Origin of the sequence: Variovorax atrisoli (assembly GCF_014195185.1) — a bacterium.
In the GTDB taxonomy this organism is placed as follows: Bacteria; Pseudomonadota; Gammaproteobacteria; order Burkholderiales; family Burkholderiaceae_C; genus Variovorax; species Variovorax atrisoli.
The window spans coordinates 361,148-376,894 of the sequence record NZ_JACIBG010000001.1 but is presented as its reverse complement, the minus strand read 5'-3'; the positions used below and the strand labels follow the sequence as shown (position 1 = coordinate 376,894).

Annotated in this window: 16 protein-coding genes and 2 tRNA genes; 14 read left to right on the top strand and 4 right to left on the bottom strand. The window is 68.7% G+C overall.

All coding sequences use genetic code 11. The annotated features are described in order from the left end of the window. Positions 1 to 71: 71 nt before the first annotated feature. Positions 72 to 1,418, top strand: coding sequence for a purine-cytosine permease family protein (locus FHY06_RS01905; protein ID WP_184603069.1), 1,347 nt, complete (start codon positions 72 to 74; stop codon positions 1,416 to 1,418). Here the strand turns inward: FHY06_RS01905 and thiD are convergent. After that, positions 1,363 to 2,223, bottom strand: a complete 861-nt coding sequence (gene thiD / locus FHY06_RS01900) for a bifunctional hydroxymethylpyrimidine kinase/phosphomethylpyrimidine kinase (RefSeq protein WP_184603067.1) — start codon at positions 2,221 to 2,223, stop codon at positions 1,363 to 1,365. The genes FHY06_RS01905 and thiD overlap by 56 nt on opposite strands. A gap of 35 nt (positions 2,224 to 2,258) precedes the next feature. On the opposite strand from thiD, the gene FHY06_RS01895 reads away from it, so the two are divergent. From FHY06_RS01895 to FHY06_RS01860, 8 genes are all read left to right on the top strand, one after another. Beyond that, positions 2,259 to 3,347, top strand: a complete 1,089-nt coding sequence (locus FHY06_RS01895) for an FAD-dependent oxidoreductase (protein ID WP_184603065.1) — start codon at positions 2,259 to 2,261, stop codon at positions 3,345 to 3,347. Next, a complete protein-coding gene (gene thiS / locus FHY06_RS01890) occupies positions 3,344 to 3,547 on the top strand; it encodes a sulfur carrier protein ThiS (protein ID WP_132799888.1) in 204 nt (67 codons plus the stop codon). The genes FHY06_RS01895 and thiS overlap by 4 nt, the downstream gene beginning before the upstream one ends. Before the next feature lie 19 nt (positions 3,548 to 3,566). Continuing rightward, positions 3,567 to 4,379 carry a thiazole synthase gene (locus tag FHY06_RS01885; RefSeq protein WP_019652953.1) on the top strand — a complete coding sequence of 271 codons (813 nt, stop codon included), beginning with the start codon at positions 3,567 to 3,569 and terminating at the stop codon, positions 4,377 to 4,379. Beyond that, on the top strand, positions 4,376 to 5,311 hold the full coding sequence (locus tag FHY06_RS01880) for a thiamine phosphate synthase (protein ID WP_184603063.1): 936 nt from the start codon (positions 4,376 to 4,378) through the stop codon (positions 5,309 to 5,311). The genes FHY06_RS01885 and FHY06_RS01880 overlap by 4 nt, the downstream gene beginning before the upstream one ends. A gap of 5 nt (positions 5,312 to 5,316) precedes the next feature. Then, entirely contained in the window at positions 5,317 to 7,476 is a 2,160-nt protein-coding gene (locus FHY06_RS01875; RefSeq protein WP_184603061.1) for a TonB-dependent siderophore receptor, read from the top strand. A gap of 49 nt (positions 7,477 to 7,525) precedes the next feature. Then, positions 7,526 to 7,601, top strand: a tRNA-Asn gene (locus tag FHY06_RS01870). Positions 7,602 to 7,766: 165 nt separating this feature from the next. Continuing rightward, positions 7,767 to 7,842, top strand: a tRNA-Asn gene (locus tag FHY06_RS01865). Between the two features lie 136 nt (positions 7,843 to 7,978). After that, entirely contained in the window at positions 7,979 to 8,839 is an 861-nt protein-coding gene (locus FHY06_RS01860; RefSeq protein ID WP_184603058.1) for an AraC family transcriptional regulator, read from the top strand. Between the two features lie 10 nt (positions 8,840 to 8,849). Here FHY06_RS01860 and FHY06_RS01855 read toward each other — a convergent pair whose 3' ends face one another. After that, entirely contained in the window at positions 8,850 to 9,167 is a 318-nt protein-coding gene (locus FHY06_RS01855) for a YnfA family protein (RefSeq protein WP_184603056.1), read from the bottom strand. A 337-nt stretch (positions 9,168 to 9,504) separates the two neighbouring features. On the opposite strand from FHY06_RS01855, the gene FHY06_RS01850 reads away from it, so the two are divergent. Next, a complete protein-coding gene (locus FHY06_RS01850) occupies positions 9,505 to 9,906 on the top strand; it encodes a GreA/GreB family elongation factor (RefSeq protein WP_132750844.1) in 402 nt (133 codons plus the stop codon). A 14-nt stretch (positions 9,907 to 9,920) separates the two neighbouring features. Here FHY06_RS01850 and FHY06_RS01845 read toward each other — a convergent pair whose 3' ends face one another. Further along, positions 9,921 to 10,139, bottom strand: a complete 219-nt coding sequence (locus tag FHY06_RS01845) for a hypothetical protein (RefSeq protein WP_019652959.1) — start codon at positions 10,137 to 10,139, stop codon at positions 9,921 to 9,923. Positions 10,140 to 10,603: 464 nt separating this feature from the next. Here FHY06_RS01845 and FHY06_RS01840 point away from each other — a divergent pair, with 464 nt between their 5' ends. After that, positions 10,604 to 11,497: a CsgG/HfaB family protein gene (locus FHY06_RS01840; protein ID WP_019652960.1), complete on the top strand. Its 894-nt coding sequence runs from the start codon at positions 10,604 to 10,606 to the stop codon at positions 11,495 to 11,497. A gap of 32 nt (positions 11,498 to 11,529) precedes the next feature. On the opposite strand, the gene FHY06_RS01835 is transcribed toward FHY06_RS01840, so the two are convergent. Then, positions 11,530 to 11,934 carry a GFA family protein gene (locus tag FHY06_RS01835; protein ID WP_184603053.1) on the bottom strand — a complete coding sequence of 135 codons (405 nt, stop codon included), beginning with the start codon at positions 11,932 to 11,934 and terminating at the stop codon, positions 11,530 to 11,532. Positions 11,935 to 12,039: 105 nt separating this feature from the next. Here FHY06_RS01835 and FHY06_RS01830 point away from each other — a divergent pair, with 105 nt between their 5' ends. From FHY06_RS01830 to FHY06_RS01820, 3 genes are all read left to right on the top strand, one after another. Next, positions 12,040 to 13,047: a helix-turn-helix transcriptional regulator gene (locus FHY06_RS01830; RefSeq protein WP_184603052.1), complete on the top strand. Its 1,008-nt coding sequence runs from the start codon at positions 12,040 to 12,042 to the stop codon at positions 13,045 to 13,047. Between the two features lie 129 nt (positions 13,048 to 13,176). Beyond that, positions 13,177 to 13,863 (top strand): response regulator transcription factor, encoded by a 687-nt coding sequence (locus FHY06_RS01825; protein WP_019652963.1) that lies wholly within the window; start codon positions 13,177 to 13,179, stop codon positions 13,861 to 13,863. A gap of 1 nt (position 13,864) precedes the next feature. Continuing rightward, entirely contained in the window at positions 13,865 to 15,736 is a 1,872-nt protein-coding gene (locus FHY06_RS01820; protein ID WP_311733661.1) for a sensor histidine kinase, read from the top strand. Positions 15,737 to 15,747: the final 11 nt, after the last annotated feature.

The window sequence follows — 15,747 nt, the reverse complement described above, 5'->3', positions numbered from 1 at the left end:
GCCTTCTCGCGTGACAGCCGCGCCGCCGGGGCCTCGCCCACCTGCCAAACCTTTTGCACTGGAGCAAATGGATGGCACAAGACAACAACAACGACAGCGCCGGCGGCGCCGCCGTCTCCAACGAAGCGCTGACTCCCCTGCCCGTCTCGCAGCGCGTGTTCGGCTGGCACGACCATGCATCGCTGTGGTTCAGCCTCGGCGTCGGGCTGCTGGTGATGCAGATCGGCGCGTACCTCGTGCCGGCCGTGGGCACGCGCGACGCGGCGATCGCGATCGTGCTCGGCTCCTGCATCGGTGCGGGCCTGCTGGCCTGGACCGCCCGGCTGGGCTGCCAGAGCGGCCTTGCAAGCGCCGGCCTGATGCACGCGACCTACGGCAGCGCCTTCGCGCGGCTGCCGGTGCTGCTGAACATCGTGCAGCTGGTGGGCTGGACAACCTTCGAACTCGTCGTGATGCGCGAGGGCACGCAGGCCATCCAGACGGTGGTCGGCCCTGCGATCGGCTCCTTCTGGGGCGGCGTGCTGACGACGCTGCTGTGGGGCGCGGTGCTGCTGGCGCTGCTCGCGGGCTCGATGGTGAAGCTGGTGCGGCGCTTCGTGAGCCGCTTCGGGCTGCCGCTGGTGGTGCTGTCGCTGTTGTGGCTCAGCTGGCAGTTCGCGACGCAGCTGCAGGCCAAGGGCCTGGATGCATTCTGGGCTCGCCCGGGTGACGGAACAATGGGCATGTTCGGCGCGCTCGACCTGGTGATCGCGATGCCGGTGTCATGGCTGCCGCTGGTGGCCGACTATGCGCGGCACGGCAAGCGCAGCACGGGCGGCCTGGGCGGTGCGTTCGGCGGCACGTGGATCGGCTATGCGGTCGCGAACATCTGGTGCTACGCGCTGGGTGTGATGGTGGTGAGCGTGGCAGAACCGGGCACGGGCCTCGTCACCGCGCTGCTGCTGGCGCAGGGCGGGCTGGTGGCGCTGGGGCTGATCCTGATCGACGAACTCGACAACGCGTACGGCGACGTCTACTCGGGCTCGGTCTCCACGCACAGCCTGCTGCCGCGCTGGAGCGTGAAGCGCTGGGGCCTGCTGCTGGCCGCCCTGTGCATCGCGCTGGCGCTGGCGCTGCCGATGCACACCCTGGAGCCCTTCCTGCTGATGCTGAGTTCGGTGTTCGTGCCGCTGTACGGCGTGATCATCGGCCGGCTCGGCAGCGGCGAGACGGTCTCGCCGCAAGGCGCGCAGCGTAAGGTCGACCTGGTCGCGGCGCTGATCTGGATCGCGGGCATCGCCGCCTATCACGCGCTCGCCAAGTGGGCGCCGCAGCTAGGCTCCGCGCTGCCGACGCTGGCCGCGACCTTCGTGCTGGCCTGGCTCAGCCGGCCGTCAACGGCAGCCGGTGCGTCGGCACTGGCGCAAAGCCGTGGTTGAGGGGGCCATGGCCCGCGCCGATCTTCACGCCCGCACCCGCGGCCATCGCGCCGAGGATGTAGGCGCGCGCGCGTTCCACCGCATCGGGCAGCGTGGCGCCCAGTGCCAGGTGCGCCGCGATGGCGGACGACAGCGTGCATCCGGTGCCGTGCAGGTTGCGGCTTTCGATGCGGCCGGAGGCCAGCCGCCGGCGTTCGCCACCGCCCTGCAGCAGCACGTCGACCACTTCGTTGCCCGGCAGATGGCCGCCCTTGAGCAGCACGGCCTTCGCCCCGAGCGCCAGGAGTTCGTCCGCCGCGCCGTCGAGCGCATCCACGCCGTCGATGGCACGGCCGATCAGCAAGGCGGCCTCGTCGAGATTGGGCGTGACGACGATCGCGCGCGGGAACAACTCGCGCACCAGCACCTGCACCGTTTCCGCCGCGATCAGGCGGTCGCCGCTGGTGGCGACCATCACCGGGTCGAGCACCACGTTCTTCAGCTGGTAGCGGTCGATGGCCCACGCCACCACTTCGACCACCTCTGGCGCATGCAGCATGCCGAGCTTGACGGCGTCGACGCCGATGTCTTCGACCACGGCCTGGATCTGCGCCTTGAGGAAGTCGGGCGGCACGCCGTGGATGCCCGAGACGCCCAGCGTGTTCTGCGCGGTGAGCGCGGTGATGGCCGTCATGCCGTAGCAGCCCAGCGCAGCGAAGGTCTTGAGATCGGCCTGGATGCCGGCGCCGCCGCCGCTGTCGGAACCGGCGATGGAAAGCACGCGTGCGTAGCGCTGTGCGGGCTCTTGGTTGGTGCCTTGGGTCATGCCGAAAATTATCCGCGACGCGAAGGAGCCCCGGCATGAGTCTTCCTTTCGACTCCGTCGCCATCCTCGGTGCAGGCCTCATGGGCCGGCTGATGGCGGTGACGCTCGCGCGGTCCGGCTGCAAGGTCGACGTGTTCGAGGCTGGCAGCGCCGACGCCGAAGGCGCGGCCGCGCGCGTGGCCGCTGCGATGCTCGCGCCGCTGGCGGAGTCGGCGGTCGCGCCGGTCTCGGTGGTGCGCATGGGGCAGCACGCGCTGTCGCGCTGGCCGGAGTTGCTCGCGCCGCTCGTGCAGCCCGTGTTCTTCCAGCGCGAAGGCACGCTGGTGCTCTGGCACCGGCAGGATGCCGCGGAGGCCACCCGTCTCGCGCGCGTGCTCGCGAACACCGGCGCGCAGGTACCCGAGCTGGCGCCGATGAAATCCGTCGATGCCCGCGCGATCGCCACGCTGGAGCCTTCGCTGGGCCAGCGCTTCGCGCAGGGCCTGTTCCTTCCGGGCGAAGGGCAGCTCGACAACCGCGCGCTGCTCGCTTCGCTGCTCGCCACGCTGGAGGCCAGCCCTCGCGTCACGCTGCATTGGCAATCTCCGCGTGCGCCCTCGGACTTCACCGGTGCCGCCGGCCAGCCCGACTGGGTGATCGACTGCCGCGGCCTCGGTGCCCGTCCGCAGTGGAATGCCCTGCGCGGCGTGCGCGGCGAGGTGATCCGCGTGCATGCCCCCGAAGTGAGCCTGCAGCGGCCCACACGCCTCGTGCATCCGCGCTACCCGCTCTACATCGCGCCCAAGCCGGGCAAGCTGTTCGTGATCGGCGCGACGGAGATCGAGTCGGACGACATGTCGCCCGCCAGCGTGCGCTCCACGCTCGAACTGCTCAGCGCCGCGTATGCGGTGCACAGCGGCTTCGCCGAGGCGCGCATCGTAGAGATCGCGACGCAATGCCGGCCGACACTGCCCGACAACCTCCCTGCCCTGCGCCTGCCGCAGCCGCGCGTGCTGCAGATCAACGGCCTGTACCGCCACGGTTTCATGATCGCGCCCGCGATGCTCGATGCCGCATTGGAGGTGCTGACGCAGGGCCACTCGCCACTGGCCAAGAGCTTCGGCATGCAGACCCAGGACACATGACGATGAACATCCTGATCAACGACAAGCCCTTCACGCTGCCCGAGGAAGCGAAGCTGGCCGACGCGCTGGCCGCGCTGGAGGCCACGCCGCCCTTCGCCGTGGCCGTGAACCGCGAATTCGTGCCCCGTTCGGCCTACGCCACACGCGCGCTGAACCCCGAAGACCGCGTCGAGGTGATCCGCCCCGTGACGGGCGGCTGATTTGATGGAGACAACGCAAATGACGACCACGAACGATCCCCTGGTGCTCTACGGAGAGACCTTCCACAGCCGCCTGCTGCTGGGCACCGCACGCTACCCCTCGCCCGATCTGCTCGAGGCTGCCGTGAAGCGCGCGAAGCCCGCGATGCTGACCGCCTCGCTGCGGCGGCAGACCGCCAGCCAGGGCTCGGGCAACAGCGAACTGGGCAACGGCTTCTGGGAGCTGCTGCGCAAGCTCGCGGTGCCGGTGCTGCCCAACACCGCCGGCTGCCACAGCGTGCAGGAGGTGATCGCCACCGCGCAGATGGCGCGCGAGCTGTTCGACACGCCGTGGATCAAGCTGGAGCTGATCGGCGACGACTACACGCTGCAGCCCGACACGCTGAACCTGGTCGACGCGGCCTCGCAGCTGATTCGCGAGGGCTTCAAGGTGCTGCCCTACTGCACCGAGGACCTGGTGCTGTGCCAGCGGCTGGTCGACGTCGGCTGCCAGGCGGTGATGCCGTGGGCCGCGCCCATCGGCACCGGCCGCGGGCCGGTCAACCCCTACGCGCTGCAGGTGCTGCGCGACCGCCTGAAGGTGCCGATGCTGGTGGACGCGGGCCTGGGCCTGCCTTCGCACGCCTGCCAGGTGATGGAGTGGGGATACGACGGCGTGCTGCTGAACACCGCCGTCGCGCTGGCGCAGGACCCGGTCGCAATGGCCGGCGCCTTCGCCGACGCGGTGCAGGCCGGCCGCAGCGCACATCGCGCCGGCGCCATGGCCGCTCAGGAGGCGGCGCAACCCAGCACGCCCGTGCTCGGCACGCCTTTCTGGCATCACGAATCATGAGCACCCCATTCGACTCCGGCGCCATCGCGCAGGCCATCGTCGCGGCGCACGGGTTGCGCTTCGGCGCGATCACGTCGGCGCCGGTGAGCGCGCCCAACTTTTCTTCAGACGATCCTGTCTACCGCGGCGCCAAGCGCGCGTGCTCCGCGCTCGGCTTCATCGAGATCGACGCCGAATGCCTGGCCCACGCCTGGCGCGCGCAGACGCAGCGCCTGAGCAGCTTCGACGCGGCGCTGTGGCCCGATGCGCCGGAAGACTTCGGCATGCGCCCCTTTCCGCCCACCGCTCGCGACGACGCGTTTCCGCCGTGCCCCTCGCGGCTCGGCCTCTATGCCGTGCTGCCCGATGCCCGATGGGTCGGCCGCATGGCGCGCGCGGGCGTGCCCACCGTGCAGCTGCGCTTCAAGTCGGACGACGGCGACGCCATCGAACGCGAGGTGCAGGCGGCCGTCGAGGCGGTGCAAGGCACGGGCGCCCTGCTCTTCATCAACGACCACTGGCGGGTGGCCATCGCAGCAGGCGCCTATGGCATCCACCTGGGCCAGGAGGATCTCGACGCGCTCTCGGACGAAGACCTCGGCCGGCTGCGCGCATCGGGCCTGCGGCTGGGCGTCAGCACGCACGGCTATGCGGAGATGGTGCGCGCCGACAAGGTGAGTCCGAGCTACATCGCGATGGGCGCGGTTTACCCGACCACGCTCAAGAAGATGGCGACTGCTCCGCAGGGCGTGGCGCGGCTGGACGCCTATGCGCGACTGCTGCGCGGCTATCCGCAGGTCGGCATCGGCGGCATCGATGCGGTGCGGCTGCCGGAGGTGCTGGCCACCGGCGTGGGCTCCGTCGCCGTGGTGCGCGCGCTTGTCGCGGCCGACGACCCGGAAGCCACGGCCGCGCAGTGGATCGCGGCCATCGATGCCGCCGCAGGCGAATGAACAGAATGAAAAAGACCGTGCTTCCCTTCGATTCTTCCGGCCGGCATCGGCTTTCTCCCGTTTCTCGTGCGCTGGCAGCCCTGCTCTTCGCGGCGGCATGTTCAGCGCATGCGCAGCAGCAATCGGCGCTGCCCGAGATCACCGTCAGCGAAGGCACGGCGGCGCCGCAAGCCGACGTGAGCGGCTTCGGCGACGTGCCGCTGCGCGAACTGCCGATCTCGGCCACGGTGATCGACAGCCAGCAGCTGCAGGCCAGCGGCGCGCGCCGGCTCGCAGATCTCACGCAGTTCGACGCCTCGGTCACCGACGCCTACAACTCCGCGGGCTACTGGGACTACCTCACGGTGCGTGGCTTCGTGCTCGACAACCGCTTCAACTATCGGCGCGAGGGCCTGCCGATCAGCGCCGAGACATCGATCCCGCTCGACAACAAGGAGCGCATCGAGATCCTGCGCGGCACCAGCGGCATACAGGCGGGCACCAGCGCGCCGGGCGGACTGGTCAACTACGTCGTGAAGCGCCCCACCGACCAGGACCTGCGCACGGTGCGCATCGAGACCACGAGCCGTGGCAGCCTGCTTGGCGCCATCGACCTCGGCGGGCGCTTCGGCGAAAACCGGCAGTTCGGCTACCGCATCAACGTGGCGAGCGAGAACCTCAAGCCGCTGACGCACAACCTCGACGGCAACCGCAACCTGTTCTCGCTCGCGGCCGACTGGCGCATCACGCGCGACTCGGTGCTGGAATTCGAGATCGAGCAAAGCCGCAAGACGCAGCCCAGCCAGAACGGCTACAGCCTGCTGGGCAGCGTGCTGCCCGCGCCGGTGGATCCGCGCATCAACCTCAACAACCAGCCGTGGTCGCAGCCCTCGGTGTTCAAGGCGCTGACGGGCACGGTGCGCTTCAGCCAGGCGCTGAATGCCGACTGGCGCTGGAGCGCGCAGATCGGCCAGCAGCGCCTGAAGAGCGACGACCGACTCGCCTACGCCTTCGGCTGCGGCGCCGAAGGCAACTACGACCGCTACTGCTCCGACGGCACCTTCGACTTCTACGATTTCCGCAGCGACAACGAGCGCCGCACGCTGACGGCCGGCAGCATCAACCTCAAGGGCAACGTGACGACGGGCAGCGTGCGGCACGAACTCGGCTTCGGCCTGCTGCAAAGCCGCGTGCGCAACCGCTTCGACAACCAGGCCTACAACTACGCGGGCACCGGCAACATCTGGGGCACGGCCATCGTGCCGCCGGCGCCGGATGCCACCACGCCGCAGACCAATCGCGACGAACGATCGACCGAGTTCTCGGTGCAGGACGCGATCCGCTGGAACGACCGCTTCACCACCTGGCTCGGTGCGCGCCACACGCGGCTCGACCGCAGCAGCATCGGCAACGACGGATCGAACCCGACCGGCTACAAGCAGGACGTGACCACGCCGTGGATCGCGGCGAGTTACCTCATCCAGCCGGGGCTCCTGGCCTACGCGAGCTGGGGGCGCGGTGTCGAATCGCAGGTGGTGCCGAACAGGATCTCGCAATACAGCAACGCGGGGCAGGCCTTGCCGGCGCTGCGCTCACGGCAGTGGGAGCTGGGCCTCAAGGGCGGCAACGATGCCTTCAATTGGCAGCTCGCCTGGTTCGACATCTCGCGGCCGCTGACCGACATCGACCTGTGCACAGGCCTGTGCGAAGTGCGCAACGACGGCAAGGCGGTGCATCGCGGCCTCGAAGCCGGCGCGCAGTGGAACCAGGGGCCGTGGCGCGTCGGCGGCAGCGTGACGTTGATCGACGCCAAGCGGCGCGGGAGCACTGCCGATCCGGCGCTCAACGGGCAGTCACCCACCAACGTGCCCAAGCAGGTGCTGCGCGCGCAGACCGCGTATCGCTTCGCGTCGGTGCCGGGCCTCGAAGTGGCCGGACAGCTTTCGTACGAAGGCCGCCGCAACGTGCTGCCCGACGGCTCGGTCACCCTGCCCTCGTGGACGCGCGTCGATGCCGTGTTGCGCTACGACACCAAGCTGCGCGGCGCGAACGCGAGCTGGACGCTGTCGGTCGACAACCTGTTCGATCGCCGCTACTGGAAGGAATCGCCCTACCAGTTCGGGCATGTCTACCTGTTCCCAGGCGCGCCGCGCACGCTGCGCCTGGGGCTGAGCATTGCGCTTTGAGCGCGCGGCCTAAAAGTCGTGAAAAATGACGCTATAATCTAAGGCTTGTTCCTCGATAGCTCAGTCGGTAGAGCGCCGGACTGTTAATCCGTAGGTCCCTGGTTCGAGCCCAGGTCGAGGAGCCACCATCAAGCCGCAAGGCCTCTGGATGCCCCGCTACTCACAAGGTAGCGGGGCATTTCATTTGAAGTGGTGCGCGGTGTTTGTCGCAGGCAATCGTCGCATCGATGCAAAAAATGCAGTCGAAGAGCCAAGATCGGCAAATCCATTGCATATAATTTAAGGCTTGTTCCTCGATAGCTCAGTCGGCAGAGCGCCGGACTGTTAATCCGTAGGTCCCTGGTTCGAGCCCAGGTCGAGGAGCCACCATCAAGCCGCAAGGCCTCTGAAGAGCCCGCTGTCTTTCCGGACAGCGGGCTTTTTCTTTGGGCCAGCCTGCTTCACTGCGATCTGCGCAAAGCCGGCCAAGCGCCCTTCACGCGCAGGGCGCACACTCGCGCGCATGGAAAGCAGCCGCCGCATCGAGCAGGACTACCGCGCCCGCGTCGCGCGCGCCGTCGCAGCCATCGTGGCCGATCCAATGGCCGAGCACCGGCTCGAAGATCTCGCGCGGCTCGCGCATTTCTCGCCCTTCCACTTCCATCGCGTCTACGCGAGCGTGGCCGGCGAAACGGTTGCCGCCACCGTGCGGCGCGTGCGGCTCGCGCTCGCGACACGGCTGCTGGAAGCCGGCGACCAGAGCATCACCCAGGTCGCGCTGGCAGTGGGCTACGAGAGCCCACAGGCCTTCACGCGGGCCTTCGGGCAGTTCACGGGACAGTCGCCGCGTTCGTTCCAGCAGAAGGTGGTGCGGGCGATCCTCGATGTCGATGCATTGCCGCAGCCGGATGAAGGCATCGCCGCGCCGGCCGTGCGGATCGTCGAGCACCACACGAGACGACTTCATGCACTGCGGCACCAGGGGCCGTTCTCCACCATTCCCCATACGCATCGGCGGCTGCGCCTGCATGCAGGCTCCGCACGCATTTCGGACCGCTGGGGCGCTTCCTTCGGCGATCCCGAGAGCGGCATCGGCTACAGCTACTACGCCGCAGTGGATTCCCCCGATCCCTGGCCCGACGCCGCCGACGTGGAGATGCTCGACATTCCCGGCGGCTGCTACGCGGCGCATCGCCTGGCCGGGCCGTACTCGCAGATCAACGCCGCCGTGCGCGCCCTCTACATCCGCTGGCTGCCCTCCAGCGGCTACGAGCCCGACGACAGGCCCACGCTGGAGCACTACCTGAATTCGCCGCGGCAGGTTTCGCCGTCCGAACTGCGCACCGACCTGCTGATCCCGATCCGCCGCGCGATTGCGGCTTGAAACAGCACAGCTAGCGCGGCTGGAAAGCGATGAGCCCCATGCCCGCGAGGCACACCGCCACGCCGGCCACGTCCCACGTCGTCGGCCTCACGCCATCCACCGCCCAGAGCCAGGCGATCGCCACGCCGATGTATACGCCCCCATACGCGGCATAGACACGCCCGGCGGCCGTCGCGTGCAGCGTGAGCAGCCATGCGAACAGGGCGAGGCTGATCGCAGCGGGCACCAGCAGCCATACGGAGCGGTCCTGCTTGAGCCAGAGATAAGGCAGATAGCAGCCGACGATTTCCGCGAGCGCCGTCGCGACGTAGAGAAGAAAGGTCCGCATGCGTGGATTGTGAGGCGCGGCTCGCAGCGCGCTTACCGGCAACGAACGCGGGGCCATTGCTTGATGGGCCCGGGAGGCATCCCTACACTCGCGCGAATGGCCCGTCTTTCGTTCGACTCCCGCAAGCACGCTGCACTCGATGCAGCGCGCGTCGGCGATGTCGCGACCACGGCGACCATGGCCGTCTACCGACGCACCTGCGCACTTTCCTGAGCCCGGCGGTCCGCTACCCTTCCTTCTGATGCGCAAACCATTGACCGCCGGGCACCCGCCGCGCGGCCGCGACGCCGTTCATTTCATTCCTCATTGACGGCGCCGCACTCGATTGGAGTGCTTCATGCTTGCAACCATTCACGGAGAGCGCACGCTCACCGAACTCGACTTCGTCCGGCTGGGCAAACTCGCCGATCAACAACTTCCACCAGCGCTCGCCGAACTGCTTGACGCGGCGGACGTGCTGCCCTCGCGCGAAGTCCCGGCCGATCTTGTGACGATGAATTCGCAGGTCGAGATCGAAGACCCGGCCACGGGCCAACGCCAGCAGATCACGCTGTGCTATCCGGGCGACTCGCAGCCCGGTGCAGGCTTCGTTTCGGTGCTGTCGCCGGTCGGCATCGGCCTGCTGGGCGTGAAGGCCGGCACGCTCGCCTGCTGGCGCATGCCCAACGGGGTGGAGCGCTCCGCGCGCGTGTCGGCGGTGCTCTTCCAGCCGGAAGCCAGCGGGGACTTCACGCGCTGAAGCGGGGCTTTCGCTCAGTGCTTGATGACTGCGCTGGTGCGGTCCTTGGCGCTGTCGATGGTCGCACTCACGGAGCTCGTGTTGATCGCCAAAGCGACCAGGACGGCGCCGACGAAAGCAGGATCGGCGGGACTGTTGAAGTTCGAAGCGCCCGCGATGGCCAGCGCCTGCTGTACCTGCTGGCGGGTCAGTTCCGCAGCCGCTTCTCCAACGATGTTCTTCTTGGTCGCCATCTGAAACTCCTGGGAGTAAAGGAGCGACTGTAACTTTCGAGACAGCGCGTTCGCTGTCCGGTCGCTCGCAGGCTGCGGGTACGGACTCGTGCCTGGTTGCAGCGTGTTCCAGGAAGTATCCAAAGTAATAGAATCGCCGCGCCCTACCCGCCCGTCCCCCGGTGCAGTGCGCCGGCCGACGCCGCGGCCCAGGGCGATCGAGGACATGGGCTGCCGCAGCCCGTACCTCCCCACTTCGGGCTCCGGCCGATGCACCACCCGCGCGGTGGAAACCACTCGGCCGCACCGCGTGCATGCACATGACTTTCGGCACTGGCGTGCCGGATTCACGGGTCGTATCGTCGCGCGGTCGCCGGCGGCGCGTCGAATCGGGAGGTCATACAGGCCAAGGCAGATCCATCTTCGATCTTGACAAGTGACGTCCGCACCGGGCGCCGCATTCTTTTCACTTGACAGATCGGGACATGGCTTTTTCTAAACTCTCTCTCGCAAGCGCACTCGCCGGCCTGCTGGCCCTTTCGGGCTGCCAGACCATGGACATGCAAATGGGCAGCCAGTCGGCCAAGACCGTGGCCACCGGCAGCGCAGCCGGCAGCGCGACCTCCGGTGAAAGCAGCCAGCTCGAGCGCTGCGATTCGCCGCTGGGCACGATCTCGCTGATCGAGAACGTGAACGCGGGCTGGTACACCATCCTCACCGGCGAATACAAGCTGCCTCCCACGGCCAACCTGCTGCGCCTGCTGGTGCAGCAATCGAACTGCTTCGTGGTGGTCGAGCGCAGCGCCGCCGGCATGAACGCCATGACGCGCGAACGCGCACTGCAGCAGTCGGGCGAAATGCGCGGCGGCAGCAATTTCGGCCGCGGCCAGATGGTCGCCTCCGACTATGGCCTGTCGCCCGAGATCGTGTTCAGCAACAGCGATGCCGGCGGCATCGGCGGCGCGCTCGGCGGGCTGGTGGGTGGCGGCCGCGGCCGCGCCATCGCCAACCTGGGCGCAAGCCTCCAGACCCGCGAAGCCAGCGCGCTGCTGACGCTGATCGACAACCGCTCGGGCGTGCAGGTCGCGGCCTCCGAAGGCAGCGCGTCGAAGACCGACTTCGCGGGCTTCGCAGGCTTGGGCGGTCTCTCCGCTGCCGGCGGCATCGGCGGCTACACCCGCACGCCGCAGGGCAAGGTGATCGCCGCGGCCTTCATGGATGCCTTCAACCAGATGGTCCGCTCGCTGCGCAACTACAAGGCGCAGACGGTGCGCGGCCAGGGCCTAGGCGGCGGCGGCCGGCTGGGCGTGGATGGCGGCGCGGCACCGTCGCAGACCTACGTGCCGTCGGAGAAGGCCCCGGCACGCCGCCGCAAGTAAGAGGCAATGCCCCGCCGGCCGGCCCACCTCGCTCAGAGGTAGCGCGTCTCGGCCGGCGCCTCGAACCAGTTGTTGTTGCGCCCGTCCATGTACCGGACGGGTGCCGTCGACAGTTCGTCCAGCGTCACGTCGTCCAGGCAGTTCACCGCCACGCTCACGTAGGCGCCGCCGATCTGGGGCACATTGCCGCGCCCGAACGAGCGCACGCCGCAGTTCCGGCAGAACAGCCACTCGGTGCTGTGCGAGTTGAACTGGTACAGCGACAGCTCCTCCTGCCCCGACAGCAGCGTGAAGGCGTCCGGCTTCACGATCGCGCCCCATGCGCGGGTCTTGGTGCAGATCGAGCAGTTGCACTTGCCCGTGCCTTCGGCCAGATCGATCAGGGCCTGGAAGCGGACCTTGCCGCAATGGCAGCTGCCGTTGTACGTTTTCTTCATGGTCTGTGTTCCTGTTTTCCTCGCTGCGGAGGCTGTTGAGCGAAGACCCGAGGCTACGCCCCATTGCGGACAGTTCCTGTCCTCGATTGCAGGCATGATGTGCGCATGCTGTCTGCCACCGCACGCCTGATCCGGCTTCTTTCCCTGTTCCAGGCGCAACGCTCCTGGACGGGCGCCGACCTTGCCGCCCGGCTCGAGATCACCGAGCGCACGCTGCGCCGCGACGTAGACCGCCTGCGCAGCCTGGGCTACACGGTCGACTCGACCTCGGGCGTGGCCGGCGGCTATCGGCTGGGTGCGGGCACAGCGATGCCGCCGCTGCTGCTGGAAGACGAGGAAGCCATCGCGGTCGCCCTCGGCCTGGGCAACCCCGCAGGCGCGTCGGCAGACATCGGGAACGCCTCGATGCGCGCGCTGGCCAAGCTCGAACAGCTGATGCCGCCGCGCCTGCGCCGCCGGCTCGACAGCGTCCGCGCATCGGTGGTGCCGGTGATGCAGGACAAGTCGCCCGTGCGCCTGAAGGCCGTGTCATTGCTTGCCGAGGCCTGCACGGAGCGGCTGGAGTTGCGCTTCGGCTACCGCGACCACCACGACGCCCCGACCGAGCGCACCGTGCAGCCTCATCGCGTGGTGCAGACCGGCACGCGCTGGTATCTGCTGGCCTGGGACGTGGCGCGCGAGGACTGGCGCACCTTCCGGCTCGACCGCATCGTCGAGCCCGTGCCGACGGGCGAGCGCTTCACCCCGCGCCGGCTGCCCCATGGCGACGTGGCTGCCTACATGGAGCATGCGCTGAAGGTGTCGCCCTACCTGCACCATGCGCAGATCGTGGTCCACGCGCCCATCAAGGCGCTGGAGCCCTATCTCGCCTGGGTCGGCGGAACGCCGCATGCCGTCGGCGAGGGTTCCACGCGCATCGCCACCGCGGCCAATTCGCTCGACGCGCTGGCCGTCTGGCTCGGCTGCATGCCGCACGATTTCGAGGTCGAGTCACCGCCGGAGCTGATCGCGCACCTTTCGCTCGTGGCGGGGCGGCTGGGCAAGGCGGCGTCCCGTGCATCCCGCCCATCCCATAGGCCACCGAAAGCGGTAGGCCGCCTCCCCCGTATATAGGATGGGCAGCGAACCAGCCGCCCCCTACCCTCTGCGACATCAGCAACCCAGGCCTTTTCTTCCCATGCGCCTCGTCACCACGCCATGCATGAGCGCATGCAGCTTCTCCTCCACAGGCCCGGTCCACGCATGATCGCGGAAACACAGGTCGCCCTCGTCGAAGACGACACCGGCATGCGCGAGCGCATCTCGCGCGTGGTCGATGCAGACCCCTCCCTGAGCCTGGCCTACAGCGCCTCCAATGCGAGCGACATCCTGCGCTGGCTGATCGACAACCCGGTCGACGTGCTGCTGGTGGACCTCGGCCTGCCCGACCGGCCCGGGCTGCAGGTGATCAGCCAGTGCCGCAACATGCAGCCGGCCTGCGCGGTGATGGTGCTTTCGATCTTCGGCGACGAGGCCAACATGGTCCAGGCCTTCGAGGCCGGCGCCAGCGGCTACCTGCTGAAGGACGGCACCGAGGCCGATCTCGCCACCCACATCCGCCACCTGCGCGCCGGCGGCTCGCCGATGTCGCCGGTGATCGCGCGCAAGCTGCTGCGCCGCTGGCAGGCCCACTCAGGCGGTGCATCCAGGGAACAGGCTGCTGCCAAGGCCGCCGGTGCCCCGACGGTCGCGCCAGAACGACTTTCACCGCGCGAGTTCGAGGTGCTCGACCTGGTCTCTCGTGGTTTCACCTATGTCGAAGTCGGGATGCAGATGGGAGTCTCGGCCTCGACCGTCCAAACCCATATCCGCAATATCTACGGCAAGCTGGATGTGCACAACAAATCGGAAGCTGTTTTCGAGGCCCGCAACCTCGGCTGGCTTCCCTAGCGTGACGGGCGGCAGCCTGTGCCGCCTGCTGCTCGCCGCCCTGTGCCTGTGGCTCGTGCTGGCGTCGGCAGGGCCCCACGCCGACGCGGCGGAAGCGCCCGATGCCTTCGACGTGATCTGGGCCGAAGCGGAACTCGAACCCGATGGCCAGCCCGCGCTGCAACGCCGGGTACAGCTGCCCTTCCGCTGGGACCACGAGTTTCCGGGGCGCGGCGGCAAGGCCACCTACCGCATCGAGTTGCCCGCCTCCGCGGTACCGGTGGGCCAGTCCGCGGCCCTGCTGCTCTCGGGTGCTGGCAACCAGGTGGCGATCTCCTTCAACGACGCGCTCGTGGCCAGCTACGGAACCCTGGGCGCGCCGAACTACGACGCATCCAAGAGCAACCTGCTGGTGCCGGTGCCCACCGTGCTGCACCAGCAAGGCCAGCCGCAGTTGCTGGTGGTGCGCACCACCATCCAGCGCCAGCGCGGCGCGGGGCTGGCCAGCGTCCACTACGGCCCGGAGACGTCCCTCGCGGCGGTCTACCGGGCCAGGCAGAACTGGCGCAACACATCGGCCATCGTCTATGCCGTCAGCCTGCTGCTGATGGGCGGCATCGCCGGAGGGCTCTGGCTGCGCCAGCGCGACGCACTCTACGGCTGCTTCGCGCTGGCCGCGCTCTCGGGCGTGGCGCGCAACCTCGATCGTGTGTGGCCCGACGTGGCCATCCCCTGGCCGCTGTGGGGCGCCATCGTGGCGGTCTGCTACGCCTGCCACATCGGGCTGATCGCGCGCTTCGTGCTGCTGGTGCTGGAGCGCAATCCGCCGTGGCTGGTGCGCTCCATCTATACCGCGCTGGCGCTGTCGGTCACGCTGGCCTGCGCTTCTTTCGCGTTCGCGCAGCCGCTGCTGTGGACCGGCGGGCTGGTCATCCTGCAGCTCACCAGCATCATCTGCCTGCCCTACGTGGTGTACGGTGCGCTGGTGGACCGGCGACGCATTGCCGGCGTGCTGATGGCCGCGGGCACGCTGGCCATCCTGGCCGGCGCGCACGACCTGCTGCTGGTGCGCATGGGCCTCTTCGGCGGTGCCTACTACACGCTCACGGCGCACGCGATGTTCTTCTTCGTGATGATCCTGGCCGGCCTGGTGGTCGAGCGCTACAGCCGCACCGTGGCCGACTACCGCGCACTCAACGCCAACCTCGCGGCCCGCGTGGCCGAACGCGAAGACCAGTTGCGCAGCGCCTTCGACACCATGCGCCAGCAGCAGCAGGAACAGGCCGTGCTGCTGGAGCGCCAGCGCATCATGCGGGAGATCCACGACGGCGTGGGCTCGCAGCTGGTCGGGCTGCTCAACGTGGTGACGCAGGCCCGGCCCGACCGCTCGGTGATCGAGGAACACGTCAAGCTCGCGCTCGACGAGATGCGCATGGCCGTCGATTCGCTGCAGCCCACGCACGACGACCTGGCCACCGTACTGGCCACGCTGCGCTACCGCCTGCAGCCGCGGCTCGATGCCGCCGGCATCGAGCTGGTGTGGGACGTGGAAGTGATTCCGCAGCTGGAGCCCTTCGCCGCGCAGGCGGCCCTGCAGCTGCAGCGCATTCTGCTGGAGGCCTTCACCAACGTGCTCAAGCACGCGGGTGCCACGCGCATCGTGATGCATGCGAGCTGGCACGGGGAAGAGACGCCCTCGCTGGTGCGCATCATGCTCACCGACAACGGACGCGGCCTGCCTTCGGCGCCGGCCAGCGGCGGGCGAACGGGCCACGGCATCGCCAACATGCGGGCGCGCGCCCAGTCCATCGGCGCGCGGCTGCAGATCGAGACGGTGGATCCGGCCGCCGGAGGCACGCGCATGCAGCTCGACTGGCCCTGCTCGCCGGCCTGAGGCGCTGCCCG